Here is a 14,739-nt window from a genome sequence, read left to right as displayed (position 1 = left end):
GCCAACGCCTTGTGGTGTCCGATGGTGGTGGCTTTGACGACCTTCTCACCGAGCTTGCGGCCGACCTCGTCGACCGCAACAAAGGTGTGGGTGCGCTTGTGGACATCGGTTCCAACGACGACCATGAACGGTGCCTTCTTTCATCAGAGGTGGATGAGGCGAAGGTCGGGCCGGCCGGCAGGACACATCTCAGTGGGGGCGGTGCCACGCTCCTATCAAGTCACGCCGGTCGGTCCTTCCCGCCTGGTATCGGCACAACGGCCGAATGCCAGCCCGCAGGCGGCAGTGTTTGCAAGAGCCAAATACCAGGTGAGAAGTAACCCAACCACCGCAACAGCGGCAACTCGAGAATGACACTGAGTGTCTGTACGGCGACACGCCGCTATTCGCGTGCGGGATGCGCACCCTCGCCACCGGCGAGCGGCCCCAAAAAGCTCGCGATGGCGAGTTACGCGCGGGGGTGGGCCTGGTCGTGGACGGCGCGCAGCCGGGCGACGGTGACGTGCGTGTAGAGCTGCGTCGTCGCGAGCGACGAATGGCCCAGTAGCTCCTGCACCACGCGCAGGTCGGCGCCGCCTTCCAGCAGGTGGGTGGCCGCGCTGTGGCGCAGGCCGTGCGGCCCGATGTCGGGCGCACCGTCCACCGCCGAGATCGTCTGGTGCACGACGGTTCGCGCCTGGCGGGGGTCGAGGCGTCGTCCCCGTGCCCCGAGCAGCAGCGCCGGGCCGGACGTCGCGACCGCCAGCGCCGGGCGGCCGTCGGACAGCCAGGCCCGCAGCGCGTTGAAGGCCGGCTCGCCGAAGGGCACGGTGCGCTCCTTGTCGCCTTTTCCGAGCACGCGCAGCAACCGTCGGCTCTGGTCGACATCATCGATGTCCAGGCCGCACAGCTCGCTGACGCGGATGCCGGTGGCGTACAGCATCTCGACGATCAGCCGGTCCCGCAGCGCCACCGGATCACCTTGTTCGGCACCGGAATTCGCCGCCGACATGGCATCGACGGCCTGGTCCTGCCGCAGCACTGCGGGCAGCGACCGATGCGCCTTGGGGGTCTGCAGCCGGACGGCCGGGTCGGTCTCGAGCAGCCCGCGCCGCACCGCCCACGCGGTGAAGGTCTTGACCGCAGAGGTCCGGCGGGACAGCGTGGTCCGGGCGGCGCCCCTCGCGGCCTGTTCGGCGAGCCACGACCGCAGCGTCATCAGGTCCAGGTCCCCGAGGGTCGCGTCGTCGCCGAGGAATTCCCCCAACGACCGCAGGTCACCGAGATAGGCGCGCCGCGTGTGCTCGGAACGCCCGCATTCGAGTTCGAGGTACTGATCGAACTCGTCGAGAACCGCCTGGTGCACTCCCCTACGTTGGCAGAACGCTCGGCCGATCGCCCGTCACGCCACCCGTCGGTGGCCGAGCTGTGACCTCAGGCGTCGACGCGCCTGCCCGCACGTTCGGCGAACGCATCGAGCGCAGCAAGAACCTCCGGGGATCGCCATACGCGATTGCGGCGCCCAGCGGTGGTCTCGATGATCACGCCTGCCTCAACCAATGGCGTCAGTACACGCTGGGCGTGTGCAGTCTGGGCCACAATGCCTTTGTCCACGAGCAGTGCGGCATTGATCACGGGGCGGCTGGTCAGTAGGTCGGCCACCTTCCACGCTCCTGAATCCGCACGCGCGGTGATCCTGTCGTTCCAGCTGGCGCGGATGGTGCGCAGGTCTGTGACCAGCTGCCGACCGTTGACCGTCGCACGCAGGCTTGCCTCGGCGAATCGCTCCACGATGGGCGCGGCGTCACCCTCCCGGTACGCCGTAAGTGCCCCGATGTATCCGTCCGTATCGGCCAGCAACCCCGCCGACACCGGCACAGTGATCTGACGAGTCAGTGCCTTATTGCGCAGCATTGCCTGGACCAGCGCACGCCCGGTGCGACCGTTGCCGTCGGTAAACGGGTGCAGCGTCTCGAATTGAGCGTGGGCTACCGCGATCAGCGGCAGTACTGCGGTGTCGGTGCGCTTCGTGAACGCGATGAGGTCGTCGATCGCAGCGGGAATGAGTTCGTGACGTGGGCCTACGAATGTCGCACCGATAGGTGTCGATCCACGACCGATCCACACCGGCTCGGTACGCCATTGCCCCGGGGTGTGCCGTGGCTGATTGACCATGAGCGCGGCGTGCATCGCGAGGATGGCTGCGGCGTCGATGGTCCCCGAGAGATCCAACGCAGCCCGCATCGCGGCGGTGTTGGCGACGATGTCGGCGGCGTTGCGCTTGCCAGTGCCACCGACGAGCTCTTCCTCGGCGATAGCACTTGCCGACGCCCAGAGATTCTCGATCTGGGAGCTGGCAGCAGATTCCGACCGCAGCAGGACCGCAGCGAACGGTGCGATCTCGCCGGCTAGTTCGGCGTCGAACCGGGCGATCTCGCGGCTCGCTGCTTCAGCCTCGGCCAAGACCGCGTCGGGCAACACCAGGTCCAGCTCGGCGATGCTTGCCGGCACTGCTGGATGGTAGGTGCCGTACTTGGTTGGCATACCTGCGTAATGAACCTGCGGCTCCCAGCGCACATCCTCATAAGTAACAGCGCTAAGTGGATGCACCCTGCGATCTTACATCCATTTATCAGTTAAGTGGATGTAAGATCGGGTGTTGCATCCACTTGTTCGCTCAGACGTCGACGCGCCGCAAGGCATCCGGCGTCAGTTCGGCCAGTGAGCGGTAGCCGTCGATGGCCATGGTCAGGTCGGTCTCGGCCAGCAGGGACCGCACCACGTGAACGACGCCGGCGGTGCCGGCCAGTGCCATGCCGTACGCGTACGGCCGGCCGATGCCGACCGCCGTCGCCCCCAGCGCCAGCGCCTTGACGACGTCGGCACCGGTCCGGACGCCGGAGTCGAACAGGACTGGCAGGCCGTCGGCCGCCGCGACGACGCCGGGCAGGCAGTCGATGGCCGGAATTCCGCCGTTGGCCTGCCGGCCGCCGTGGTTGGAGCAGTAGATGCCGTCGAGGCCGGCGTCGCGGACGCGCCGCGCGTCGTCAGGGTGACAGATGCCCTTGACCAGCAGCGGCAACTTCGTCAGCGACCGCAGCCAGGGCAGATCGTCCCAGGTCAGCGGGTTGCCGAAGTCCTGCACCCACTGCATCACCACGCCCTGTGGGTTCTGCTCGGGCGGCGCGGGCAACTTGGCACGGAAGACCGGGTCGCTGGTGTAGTTGGACAGGCAGTGGCCGCGCAGCTGCGGGAAGTTGGCGGTCGACAGGTCGCGGGGGCGCCAGCCGGGTACCCAGGTGTCGAGGGTGACGACGATGCCCTGGTACCCCGCCGCTTCGGCACGGCTGACGAGGCTCGCCGCCAGGTCGCGGTCTTTCGGGGTGTACAGCTGGAAAAAGCCTGGGGTATCACCGAATTCGGCGGCGACGTCCTCCAGCGGATCGCTGGTGAGCGTCGAGACCATCATCGGCACCCCGGTCTGGGCCGCGGCCCGCGCGGCATGCAGGTCGCCGTGGCCGTCGCGGGCACAGATGCCCATGACGCCGATGGGCGCGAGGAACAACGGCGATGGCAGCTTCAGCCCGAACAGGTCGATCGTCAGGTCCCGCTCGGTGGCCCCGACCAGCATCCGCGGCATGAGGCCCCAACGCTCGAAGGCGCTGACGTTGACGCGTTGCGTCCGCTCGTCACCGGCGCCGCCGGCGACGTACGACCAGATCGACGGCGGCATCGCGGCCTGGGCGCGCTCCTCGAGTTCCGCGAACGAGATCGGCAGCGTCGGGACGACACCGCCGAGCCCCTGCAGGTAAATCTCGAGTTGGTAGTCACCGAACGCCATCAGGCCCGCCCTTCCGTCGCAAACTTCGGCTGAGGATCGCACATTAGCGTCGGCCTGCGCGTCGGCTTTCCGGCCTATGCCTCGGCTTCCGCCTTCGCCAGCTCCGCCTTCCACTGCCGGAAGGTCTCTTCGGTACGGCCGCGGCGCCAGTAGCCGGAGATGGACGCCCATTCGGCGCCGACGCCGCGCTCCTTGCGCAGGTAGGGCCGCAGGTTGTGCATGACGGTCTGCGCCTCGCCGTGCACGAACACCTGGACCTGGCCGGGCAGCCAGTCGGCCGCCCGGACCGCCGCGATGAGCGGTGCGTTGTCGCCGGCCTGGTCATCGGGCACGAGGTCGGCGCGGCCGCCGCGGTGGATCCACTGGATCTTCACGCCGGCCGGCGCGGTCAACTCGAGTTCGTCGTCCGGTCCGTCGACTTCGATGAAGGCGTGGCCGATCGCGTTGGGCGGCAACGCTTCCAGTGCGGTGCTCAGCGCCGGCAGCCCGGCTTCGTCGCCGGCCAGCAGGTGCCAGTCGGCGGCCGGGTTGGGCGCGTATGCCCCGTTGGGTCCCATGAGATACGCCGGATCGCCGGGCGCCAACGACGCCGCCCACGGCCCGGCCACGCCGGTGTCGCCGTGTACGACGAAGTCGACGGTGAGTTCGCGCTGCTCGACGTCGACGCTGCGCACGGTGTAGGTCCGCACCGTCGGGCGCTGGTCGGCCGGCAGCTCCTCGAAGCTGTCCAGCGTCAGCGGCTGCGCGAGACCGGCGACCTGGACGCCCGTGGGCACGATGACGAACTTGACGTAGGAATCTGTGAATTCCTTGGGAGTGAAGGTGTCGAACCCGTTGCCGCCGAACACAACACGAATCATGTGCGGGGTCAGGCGCTGGGTGCGGAGTACTTCGAACGTATGAATCGGACGGCCTGCCACGCCTCGACTATACGAGCGGCGCGGCCGCCGTGGTGGGCTACCGAGCCAGCACCGCCGCCGTGTACTTGGGCTTCCAGTCCGACGTCAGCAACGCACCGAAGTTGGATTCGAGGTCGTCACGCTTGGCAGTGTCGGTGTCACGCACCGCGAAGATGAAGGCCGGGCCGCTCCAACCCGTCCCCGCCACGCCCGACAGCACTTGCAGAATCTGGCGCGCCTGCTCGTCCTGGCTGACGCCCCGGGCCTGCGGCGCGCACGTCGAGGCGCCCAGTTCTGTCATCCAGACCTTCTTGTCGCCGTCGCCGTTGACGGTCATCAGGTCGTGCACGCGCACCAGGTCCGACCACCCGTTGTCGCCGTCTTCGGCGATGCCGCCCGGGAACACATACGGGTGCATCGCGGTGGCGTCGAAGAACTTCCGCGCGCCATTGGCGTACATGTCGGCGAGGAATTTGGTCGGTGCGTCTGGGCCGGTGGCGCGGCTGAGCCCGGCGGCGATGACCGTGGCGCCGGGCTGAATGGCCTTGATCGCCGGATAGGCCGCCTTGAGCAGCTCGGTGTAGACGGCGGCGCGGTTGTCGGTGAATCCGAAGAACAGCGGCAGATTCGGCTCGTTCCAGATCTCCCAATCGGCGACGCGGTCGCCGTAGCGCTGCACGACGGCGGTGACGAAGGCGGCGTAGTCCGCCGGATTCACCGGTGGCGCACTGAAATACGAGCCCGGCGCCCGAGCCCACGCGGGGCTGTACGCGATCAGGCCGAGCACCTTCAGGCCACGCTTCTTGGAGCCGTTCACCCAGTGGTCGACGTAGTGCCAATTGTATTGACCCTTAACGGGTTCCACGATGTGCCAGTCGATGAGCACCCGCATCCACTGCGCCCGGGTTCGGGCGACGGCATCGAGTTCGCGGTCGGCGTCGGCGTCGCTCATCCAGGACTGGGGCGCGCCGACGCTGAATCCGTAACCGGCGTCGGGCACCGCGGGCATCGCGACGGGCGAGGGACGCACCCACACGCATTCGCCCGCCACGAGTGCGACGACCAATCCGATGACGGCAGCGAGCCACCGAAAACAGCGGCGAGCGCGAACCATGCCAGCGGGCATTCAGGCGGACGGCTGCAGTGCGGGCAGCGGCTCGGTCGCGATGCGGTGCGCCTCTTGGGTGTCGATCCCCAAGGCGCGCAACACAAGTTCCGCAGTGGCCGAGCCTGCCTCACGCCAGGTCTGATGACCTTCCAGAACCATCCACATGGCGCTGACCGTGGCGCCCATGACCATCGAGGCCACGCTGTCGACTCCGATCTCACCCAGCTGGTAGCGGCCGGCCGCCACGCCGGCGTCGACGTCACTGCTCGGCGGGCCGGCCATCCAGGTGCGCAGCGTCTCTTCGCTGAGGCCGAACTTGACGGCGAACCGTCCCAGCATGGGGTTCTCGTGCCCATAGCGCACCCACATCCGAATGCCCGTGGCCAGCCTCGTCGCGGCATCATCGGTCGCCGCCGCCAGGAACGAAGCCGAAACGCGCCGATGCAGGTCCGCGGTGACCTCACTGACGACGCGATCGAACAGATCGTCCATCGAGCCGACGTTCCGGTACAGGGTGCCGCGGGCCACGTTCGCCTCTTGCGCCAGCTCACTGATGGTGACCTGCGTGGTGCCCTTCTCGACGAAGAGCCGCACTGCCGCCGTCACGATCCGGTCGTCAGTTGTGGTCATGGCGCGGCTCCTTCAAGTTCTCCTGCACCGTCTGCATCACCTGTCCAATCCATAACGATAGCAACAGCGATTGCACACATCATCGATCTTCTGAACAACTTTGTTCAAAATACACCCTTGACTTGTGTTGAACACTTCTGTTCAATTCGATACATAGTTGTTGCCACTCGAAGGGATCAACGATGATCGAACCCTCCCCGACTGACCGGGTCCCGGTACTGATCGCCGGCGGCGGGCCGGTCGGCCTCACCTTGGCGCTGACCTTGGCCCGTCAGGGCGTGCCGGCACTACTCGTCGAACGCAATCCGTCGACGACGACGCACCCCAAGATGGACATCACCAATGGCCGCAGCATGGAGCTGTACCGGCAACTCGGCATCGCCGACGAACTACGCAAAGTGGCTGTCCCCGAGGACAATCCGTTCGACGTCGCGTGGGTCACCAAGCTCAGTGGGTGGGAGTTGGCGCGATTCCGCTACCCCGGGGTGGCCGCGCGCCGCGACGCCATCCGGGCCTGCACCGACGGGACCATGGCATTGGAGCCCCCGATGCGGGTCTCCCAGGCGATTCTCGAACCGGCGCTGAAGGAGATCCTGGAGACGCGCACCGGCGTCGACGTCCGGTATGGGTGGGCATTGCAGTCGTTCCGCCAGGACGCCGGCGGCGTCGACGCCGTCATCAACTGCAGCGCCACCGGCGAGACCCGGACCGTACGCGCGGACTATCTGGCCGGTTGCGACGGCGCCGGCAGCATCGTGCGACGCGAACTGGGAATCGCGTTGCACGACATCGATATCCGCCGTATGGCCGCCCGCGAAATCGGGCTGCGCAAAATGGTCGCGGGCACGGTGCGGGCATTCATGGACCAGCGACAGACCCCGATGGACGGCCGCGTGTACATGGTGCATTTCACTTCCCCGGCCCGCGAGATCTTGGAGCGGTTCGGCACCACCTGGCACACCCAGTCCCCCGAAGGCTGGACCCTGATCTCGCAGAACGACCGTGACACCTGGACGTTGCACACGCTGATCGGCGTGGGAGTGAAGACCGAGGCGATCGATCCGAAGCAGTTCCTGTTCGCCCGCCTGGGAGTCGAATTCGACTGCGACATCATCGTTGCCAACGAGTGGCGGCCCCGGCTGTCGCTGGCCGACTCGTACGGGCACGGCCGAGTCTGGCTGGCCGGCGACTCCGCCCACCAGGTGGTGCCCAACGGTGGCTACGGCATGAACACCGGTGTCGGCGACGGGGTCGGGCTGGGCTGGGCGCTGGCCGCCGTTGTCAACGGCTGGGGCGGTCCGCGCCTGCTCAGTGCGTACGCGGCCGAACGCCGCGGCGTCGGGATCGCCAATCGGGATGCCTCAGCACGCCACACCATGGTGCGCCTGGCCATCCAAATGGCAAACCGCGCATCGCTTTCCGGGCAGAACTGGTCAGGTGAACGCGACCGCGCACGCCTGGGACGCGAGATTCTGGATCTCGGCAACCTCGAAAACGAGGCCGACGGAATCGAGTACGGATACCGCTATGACACCTCACCGGTCGTCTGTACGGAACCGAGCTGCCCGCCGGCCGGCCCCTCGCATCGGTACATCCCGAGCACCGTGCCGGGTGCCCGCCCGCCGAGTGTCTTCCTGCCCGATGGCACAGCGTTGTTCGATCTGTTCGGCCCCGGATTCACCCTGCTGCGTTTCACCGATATCGATATCACCGACTTGATGGCGGCGGCCGACGACCGCGGTGTCCCACTGACCGTCGTCGACGTCCGCGACGCACACACCCGCAAGCTCTACGAGCGCGACCTGGTGCTCATCCGTCCCGATCAGCACGTCGCATGGCGCGGAGACCACGGCCCCGCCGACGCGCTGGCCGTGATCGACAAGGTCCGGGGTGCGGTCGGCGCCGCGGTCACAGCGTCACGAAAGGAGTACGCACGATGAGCAGCAACACCATTGGCGCCCACAACGGCCTGCACAGCGCGCAGGGGGCACTGGCCGGCGAGCACCCGGGGCGCTCCCGCAACCCACTGATCAAGGTGACGGACGTCGCCTGGCTGGAATTCGACAAACCCGACCTGGCGCGCGCCGAGGCCTTTGCCCATGCGTTCGGCTTCGGCACCGCGCTGCGCACCGATACCGAATTGCATTTGCGCGGCAGCGATCCCGACGCCCCGTGTGTCCTCATCCGGCGTGGCGCGCAGACGCGTTTCCGCGGCATGGCGTTCGCCGCCGGCGACGACACAGACCTGGTCCGACTGGCCGACAAGACCGGCGCCCGGGTGACCGCGCTACCGGAGGCGATCGGCGGGCTGGGTGTGCACTTGACCGACCCCAGCGGTATTCCGGTGCACGTGGTGTCCGGTACGCATCCGCTGAGCCCGCTGCCGGCCCAGGCACCGCACACCTTCAACCTCGGCCACGATGTCGTCCGGATCAACGCCACTCAACGGCCGCCGCGGGTGCCGACGACGGTGCAACGCCTCGGCCACGTCGTCGTCCAGTCCACCAAATACCGTGCCGCGCTGGACTGGTACCTCGATACGCTCGGCTTGATCGTCAGCGACTTCCTGTACTTCCCGGGCCAGCGCGAACGCGGCCCCACCATGAGCTTCATCCGGTGTGACCGCGGCTCGATCCCGACCGACCACCACACCCTCGCCTTGGCGCTGGGGCCCGCGAACCGCTACGTCCACTCGGCCTATCAGGTCAGTGACCTCGACGCCCTCGCCGCCGGTGGTGAATACCTCAAAGACCATGGCTACCAACGCTCCTGGGGCATCGGCCGGCACATCCAGGGCAGCCAGATCTTCGACTACTGGCGTGACCCGGACGGGTTCATGGTCGAGCACTTCACCGACGGCGACATGTTCGACAGCACGCTCGAACCCGGATGGGCCGAGTTCACCGCCTCCGGCCTGGCGCAATGGGGACCGCCGGCCACCGCCGACTTCCTCGGCACCAGTCCGCGGCACGCGCGCGGCGAGGTACGAGAACTGCTCACCGCCCTGCGCAGCAACAACGAATTCGACGTCAACCGCCTCATCGGCCTACTGAAAGCAGCCAAGTCATGACCATCTCCGTTCTGCGCACCGCCGACGCCTGGTGGGTGCACACCGCCACCGGTGCCGCCAAGATCGCCACCGATGCGACCACCACGGGCGCCCTGCTCGCCGACCGCGCCGCCATCGAAGCCGCTGCCGCCGACACCGCCACGGTGCCGGTCGACAGCCTCGAACTCGTGTCTCCCGTGACCGCACCCTGCCGGGTGGTCGCCCAGATGACGAACTTCGCCTCGCACGTCAAAGACGCCGGGATGGAACCGGCCTCGATCCCGTTGACCTTCTTCCGTAAATCGTCGGCGTCGATCACGGGCCCATCGGACGCGATCGTCAAACCCAGCCACGTGCAGTTCCTGGACTACGAAGTGGAGATCGGTCTGGTCATCGGCACCGACATCCCGGTGGGCAGCACCATCACCGAGGCCAACCTCGCCGACTACGTAGCCGGACTGGTGGTCACCAATGACGTCTCCGCGCGCGACATCCAGCTGCCCCAGACACAGTTCTACGAGGCCAAGTCCTACCCCACCTTTACGCCCGTCGGCCCGGCCCTGGTGCTGTTGACCGCCGCCGAGCTCAAGCGCTTCGGCGAGCTGCGACTACAGCTGCGCGTGAACGGCCAACTGCGGCAAGACATGCGCGTTGCCGGCGACATGATCTACCCGCCGCTGCAGGCCCTGCAATCGCTGACCCGCTTTCAAGACCTCAGTGCCGGCGACCTGATTCTGACCGGCACACCCGTGGGCACCGCGCTGAGTGCGCCGCACAAGGCTGTCGCGTTCATCGGGTCGCTGCTGCCGCCCGCCGTGAAATGGAAGGCCTTCTTCAAGAGCCAGGCGCGCAACCCGAAATACCTGCACGACGGTGACGTCGTCGAGACGACCATCGCCACCGATGACGGCGCCATCGACCTCGGTGCCCAGCGCAACATCGTGAAGTACGCATGAGCGCGAACCTGTTGTGGCCCAGGTACTCCAGCCCGAGCGACCTGGCCGACATCGAAGCCGTCCCACTTTCCGAGCGGGGCTTGCCGGCCTCCACCTACGCGCTGCTGGCGCGCGCGGCACAGATGTGGCCGGACCGGATCGCCGTCAGCGTCGTGCCCGACGGCGAACGTTGGGAGAAGCCCGTTGAGCGCACCTTCAGCCAACTGCTGCACGACGTGCACCAGAGCGCAAACCTACTGCGCGACTTGGGTGTTCAGCGCCATGATGCCGTCGCGCTCATCGCACCGAACTGCGATGACCTGATCACCGCGACGCTGGCGGCTCAGCTCGCCGGCATCGCGGCGCCCATCAACGGCGGGCTCTCCCCGGAGCACGTCAGTGAACTGGTGCGGCGATCCGGCGCCCGAGTCCTCATCACGGCGGACGCTGAGCTCGACGCCTCGGCATGGGCGGTGGCAGAGCGTCTCGTCAGTGCCGGCTTGATCGACACCATCCTGCTGATCGGGCCGACCGGCGCGACGGCGATCGACGTCCCCACGGTGGCGGGAGCCAAGGTCGACTACCTGGCGCGACTGTCCACGGCACACGACGGCACCCGATTCCACGGCGCCGCACCGGAATCCACCGATCTGGCCGCGTTGTTCCACACCGGCGGAACCACCGGCGCGCCGAAACTGGCCGCCCACACGCACGCCAACGAGGTGGCCGATGCATGGATGATCGCCGCCAACACGGTGCTCGATGAAACCTCGGTGTTGTTCGCCGCGCTGCCACTGTTCCACGTCAACGCCCTCGTGGTGACGCTACTGGCGCCGCTGCTGCGCGGACAGCAGGTGCTGTGGGCCGGCCCGCTCGGCTACCGGGATATGTCGCTCTACGGCAACTTCTGGAAAATCATTGAGCGCTACGGGATCTCCACCATGAGCGCGGTACCGACGGTGTACGCCGTGCTCAGCCTGCTCCCCGTCGATGCCAACATCTCCAGTCTGCGGATGGCGATTGTCGGTGCCTCCGCGCTGCCGCCTGCGGTGCGCAGCGATTTCGAGTCGCACACCGGTGTCCCCCTGCTGGAAGGTTACGGCCTGACCGAGGCCACCTGCGCCAGCGCGCGCAGCTTCCCCGACCATCCCCGGCCCGGCTCGGCCGGTCAGCGGCTCCCCTACCAACAACTCAAGACCGTCGACATCGACGACAACGGCGACTGGCACGAACTGTCGGCCGGCCAGATCGGCACCCTCGTGGTCGGTGGCCCCACCGTGTTCCCGGGCTACGTCACCGACCGCAGCTCTGACGGTTTCGTCCTCGACGGCAACGGCAAGCTCGTCGACGGTTGGCTCGACACCGGCGACCTCGCATGGGTCGACGACGACGGCTTCGTCCATCTCTGCGGGCGCGCGAAGGACCTGATCATCCGCGGCGGGCACAACATCGACCCGGCAATGATCGAAGACGCACTGCTGGCGCATCCCGACGTCACCGGCGCGGCCGCGGTCGGCCGGCCCGACGTGCACGCCGGTGAGGTACCGGTCGCGTATGTCACATTGCGGCCCGACGCTGCCACAACTCCGGATTTGTTGCGGCAGTGGGCCGTTGAGCACGTCGCCGAGAGCGCGGCCGCTCCGAAATCGGTAATCGCGATCGACGCCATCCCCGTCACCGCCGTCGGTAAGCCGTACAAGCTGCCGCTGCGGGCCGACGCCGCCCGAAGCGCGGTCCGTGACGCCGTCGCAGATGTCGACGGCGTGCGCGGCGTGACCGCGGATACCGAAGACGCAGCAACGGTTGTCACGGTGCGCGTGGCCCCCGGCACGGACCGTGCCCCGGTCGAGGCAATCCTGGGCCGTTACGCCCTCACGTGGCGGCTGGTGGATGCGGAGTGAGCACCGTGACGCCAACCCGCACCACGTCGCTGCTTGCTCCACTCATGTTGCGTAGCGATCTCTCGCGTGACGCAGCCACCACATACTGGGCAAAGACGCACGCCGACAAGGTCATACGTTTGCCACATCTCCTCGAATACAACCAACGGCTGTTCTCGTCCACCGACCACGGGTTCTGGCCGGCCACCGCCGGCATAGGTACCTCGATACCGCGCACATGGCACCTCGACGGCTGCGCCGAGATCCGATTCACCAGCGCCGCGGCCATGCTGCGCACCGGCCTGCACTCGCGCGAGGTGTTCCTCGATGAGCAGAACGTCTTCACCCGGGTGTTGGCCCACCACACAGGGCCGCGCGGCGGACGCTGGTTCACCGACGGGTACGACAACTCCGCCCAGCAGCACGTCGCACTGTTGTTGCGCCGCCGAATGGGTGTCGCCGCCAGGATGTTTCGTTCCTTTGTGCATCAGCAGCTGAGCCCGGCGCTGATGGCAGCAGGCGCAAGGGATCTACGGTCCTACGCCTTCCTGCCGTATACCCCGCTTCTCGGCGGATCGCCCGGCGTCGCCCACGACAACCCGCCCCAACACCGGTACCACGCAGCGGTGTTTTTCGGCGTGGACGATCGCGCCGCGCTCGACGAGCTTCTCACACACGACAATTTGGCCGAGGTGCTCGACACGCAGCACACCGTGCTGACCGCAGTGCACGGCTATGCGGTGGAGCGCACCGTCCCGGTGATCGGCCGTTCTCGAACCACATCTTTCAACCTCATCGAAGGGACGACCCCATGAGCTTGCCCACCCCGAACCCGTCGTCGACTGCCGTCGTCACCGGCGCGTCATCCGGCATCGGCGCCGACATCGCACGCGAACTCGCCGCCCGCGGCCACAACGTCACCTTGGTGGCCCGCCGCGAAGACCGGCTGCATGCACTTGCTGCGGAGCTCTCCTCAGAAGTCAATGTCGAAGTGATCGGGTGCGATGTCACCGATCCGACGCAGCGGGCCGCACTGTTCAGCACCATCGCAACGCGCGGTCTGCAGGTCGACATCCTGGTCAACAATGCGGGCATCGGAACCATTGGCGCAGTTGTCGACTCGTCCGTGGATGCGGAAATCAACCAGGTCCGCGTCAATGTCGAGGCTGTCATCGACCTGACGACCCGCGCCGTACAGCAGATGGTTCCCCGCCGCCGCGGCGCCATCCTCAACGTCGGGTCAAGCGCCGGGTTCATGCCGACACCCACACAGGCCGGCTACGCCGCCACCAAGGCATTTACCCATGTGTACGGCGAAGGACTGCGCGGAGAGCTCGCGGGCACCGGCGTCACTGTCGCCACGTTGTGCCCAGGGCCTGTGGCGACCGAATTCCTCTCTGCCGCAGGCGCTGACGACGATGTATTCCGGTTGCCCAAAATGATGTACATGTCCTCCCGCGACGTTGCACGAGCCGGCATCGAGGCCATCGATCGCGACTGCGGGACGGTGATCCCGGGGTGGCCAACCCGGGTTGTCACCCGTATCGCGCGCCTTGTTCCCAACCGCCTCCTCGTGCGTGTTCTTGCCTCGGGCAGGCGCTCGCTGCTGACGAGCAGTTGATCCCATGACCGACCCCTCCTCGACGGCATCCGCACTCAAATCCGCAATGCGGGTGGCTGTACCGAACTATCTGCGGTGGTACCACCGTCACGAAATCCACATCGACGCCGAGATTCCCGAGCCTGCATTGCTTGTCGCCAATCACGGCTTCGGCGGCCTGGTGGACCTCAACGTGCTGGCGATGATCGCCGTCCGCGAGAAAGCGGCACTCAAACGGCCGACCACCGCGCTCGTTCACCAGGTGGCGTGGACGGTCGGCGCCGGCCGCATCGCCGAGTTTCTCGACGGCCGGCCCGCAAGCCAGGAATCGGCAGACGCCGCCTTCGCCGCCGGGCACAACGTGCTGGTGTTCCCCGGCGGCGACGTCGATGCCGGGAAGTCCTGGCGGGACCGCAATCTGGTGCATTTCGATGAGCGCTGCGGGTTCGCCCGCCTGGCCATGACTCATGACGTCCCGGTGGTCCCGGTCGTGACGGCCGGCGCCGGTGACTCGTTGTTCGTCGTGTCCGACGGCAGAGGCCTCGCCCGACGATTGGGCCTGCACCGGCGTCTGCGCATGAAGACATTGCCCATCAGCGTCACCATTCCGTGGGGACTCAATATCGGCGTCGCCGGCATGCTCCCCTACGTCGCATTGCCGACCAAGTTGGTGACCGCGGTCCTGCCCCCGATGACCGCGAATCCCGGGGAAACCGCCGAGGACTTCGCGTCCCGAATCGAGGCCGCCATGCAGACGCGCCTCGACGCTCTCGTCGCCAACCGCATGCCGATCATCGGCTGATTCCGAGTCGAGGACC

At 67.2% G+C, this 14,739-nt stretch carries 13 protein-coding genes and 1 pseudogene; 7 read left to right on the top strand and 7 right to left on the bottom strand.

The features are described from left to right. The 7 genes and pseudogenes from ACJH6I_RS18305 to ACJH6I_RS18275 form a co-directional block, all read right to left on the bottom strand. Nucleotides 1-125, bottom strand: a pseudogene (locus ACJH6I_RS18305) (IS110 family transposase); the annotation flags it as partial. 323 nt (nucleotides 126-448) lie between these two features. Next, complete coding sequence (locus ACJH6I_RS18300) at nucleotides 449-1,345, bottom strand: tyrosine recombinase XerC (RefSeq protein WP_318986022.1); 897 nt, start codon at nucleotides 1,343-1,345, stop codon at nucleotides 449-451. A gap of 68 nt (nucleotides 1,346-1,413) precedes the next feature. Beyond that, entirely contained in the window at nucleotides 1,414-2,523 is a 1,110-nt protein-coding gene (locus ACJH6I_RS18295) for a Fic family protein (RefSeq protein WP_406784355.1), read from the bottom strand. Between the two features lie 133 nt (nucleotides 2,524-2,656). After that, nucleotides 2,657-3,820, bottom strand: a complete 1,164-nt coding sequence (locus tag ACJH6I_RS18290) for a lactate 2-monooxygenase (protein WP_226521639.1) — start codon at nucleotides 3,818-3,820, stop codon at nucleotides 2,657-2,659. Between the two features lie 74 nt (nucleotides 3,821-3,894). Then, nucleotides 3,895-4,740, bottom strand: coding sequence for a siderophore-interacting protein (locus ACJH6I_RS18285; RefSeq protein WP_226521638.1), 846 nt, complete (start codon nucleotides 4,738-4,740; stop codon nucleotides 3,895-3,897). Nucleotides 4,741-4,777: 37 nt separating this feature from the next. Then, nucleotides 4,778-5,785 (bottom strand): cellulase family glycosylhydrolase, encoded by a 1,008-nt coding sequence (locus tag ACJH6I_RS18280; RefSeq protein WP_226521637.1) that lies wholly within the window; start codon nucleotides 5,783-5,785, stop codon nucleotides 4,778-4,780. 60 nt (nucleotides 5,786-5,845) lie between these two features. Then, nucleotides 5,846-6,457: a TetR/AcrR family transcriptional regulator gene (locus ACJH6I_RS18275; protein WP_212811849.1), complete on the bottom strand. Its 612-nt coding sequence runs from the start codon at nucleotides 6,455-6,457 to the stop codon at nucleotides 5,846-5,848. A gap of 182 nt (nucleotides 6,458-6,639) precedes the next feature. Here ACJH6I_RS18275 and ACJH6I_RS18270 point away from each other — a divergent pair, with 182 nt between their 5' ends. From ACJH6I_RS18270 to ACJH6I_RS18240, 7 genes are all read left to right on the top strand, one after another. Further along, nucleotides 6,640-8,397: an FAD-dependent monooxygenase gene (locus ACJH6I_RS18270; RefSeq protein ID WP_318986020.1), complete on the top strand. Its 1,758-nt coding sequence runs from the start codon at nucleotides 6,640-6,642 to the stop codon at nucleotides 8,395-8,397. Continuing rightward, complete coding sequence (locus ACJH6I_RS18265; RefSeq protein ID WP_318986019.1) at nucleotides 8,394-9,527, top strand: VOC family protein; 1,134 nt, start codon at nucleotides 8,394-8,396, stop codon at nucleotides 9,525-9,527. The genes ACJH6I_RS18270 and ACJH6I_RS18265 overlap by 4 nt, the downstream gene beginning before the upstream one ends. Continuing rightward, nucleotides 9,524-10,462, top strand: a complete 939-nt coding sequence (locus ACJH6I_RS18260) for a fumarylacetoacetate hydrolase family protein (RefSeq protein ID WP_318986018.1) — start codon at nucleotides 9,524-9,526, stop codon at nucleotides 10,460-10,462. The genes ACJH6I_RS18265 and ACJH6I_RS18260 overlap by 4 nt, the downstream gene beginning before the upstream one ends. Then, a complete protein-coding gene (locus ACJH6I_RS18255) occupies nucleotides 10,459-12,342 on the top strand; it encodes an acyl-CoA synthetase (RefSeq protein WP_318986017.1) in 1,884 nt (627 codons plus the stop codon). Before ACJH6I_RS18260 ends, ACJH6I_RS18255 begins: the two co-directional genes overlap by 4 nt. A 119-nt stretch (nucleotides 12,343-12,461) precedes the next feature. Next, nucleotides 12,462-13,136: a hypothetical protein gene (locus ACJH6I_RS18250; RefSeq protein ID WP_212811853.1), complete on the top strand. Its 675-nt coding sequence runs from the start codon at nucleotides 12,462-12,464 to the stop codon at nucleotides 13,134-13,136. Beyond that, a complete protein-coding gene (locus tag ACJH6I_RS18245; protein WP_318986016.1) occupies nucleotides 13,133-13,942 on the top strand; it encodes an SDR family oxidoreductase in 810 nt (269 codons plus the stop codon). Before ACJH6I_RS18250 ends, ACJH6I_RS18245 begins: the two co-directional genes overlap by 4 nt. Before the next feature lie 4 nt (nucleotides 13,943-13,946). Beyond that, a complete protein-coding gene (locus tag ACJH6I_RS18240) occupies nucleotides 13,947-14,723 on the top strand; it encodes a 1-acyl-sn-glycerol-3-phosphate acyltransferase (protein WP_318986015.1) in 777 nt (258 codons plus the stop codon). The last annotated feature ends 16 nt before the right edge of the window (nucleotides 14,724-14,739 follow it).

The sequence above is a fragment of the Mycobacterium sp. SMC-13 genome (genome assembly GCF_045311035.1).
GTDB lineage: Bacteria > Actinomycetota > Actinomycetes > Mycobacteriales > Mycobacteriaceae > Mycobacterium.
The sequence above is the reverse complement of the archived record's forward strand: the minus strand, read 5'-3'. Positions and strand labels throughout refer to the sequence as shown.

Coding starts and splice junctions, on each gene's coding strand:
- ACJH6I_RS18295 (WP_406784355.1), bottom strand. CDS start 2,523: ATGCCAACCAAGTACGGCACCTACCATCCAGCAGTGCCGGCAAGCATC.
- ACJH6I_RS18290 (WP_226521639.1), bottom strand. CDS start 3,820: ATGGCGTTCGGTGACTACCAACTCGAGATTTACCTGCAGGGGCTCGGC.
- ACJH6I_RS18275 (WP_212811849.1), bottom strand. CDS start 6,457: ATGACCACAACTGACGACCGGATCGTGACGGCGGCAGTGCGGCTCTTC.
- ACJH6I_RS18270 (WP_318986020.1), top strand. CDS start 6,640: ATGATCGAACCCTCCCCGACTGACCGGGTCCCGGTACTGATCGCCGGC.
- ACJH6I_RS18265 (WP_318986019.1), top strand. CDS start 8,394: ATGAGCAGCAACACCATTGGCGCCCACAACGGCCTGCACAGCGCGCAG.
- ACJH6I_RS18260 (WP_318986018.1), top strand. CDS start 9,524: ATGACCATCTCCGTTCTGCGCACCGCCGACGCCTGGTGGGTGCACACC.
- ACJH6I_RS18255 (WP_318986017.1), top strand. CDS start 10,459: ATGAGCGCGAACCTGTTGTGGCCCAGGTACTCCAGCCCGAGCGACCTG.
- ACJH6I_RS18245 (WP_318986016.1), top strand. CDS start 13,133: ATGAGCTTGCCCACCCCGAACCCGTCGTCGACTGCCGTCGTCACCGGC.
- ACJH6I_RS18240 (WP_318986015.1), top strand. CDS start 13,947: ATGACCGACCCCTCCTCGACGGCATCCGCACTCAAATCCGCAATGCGG.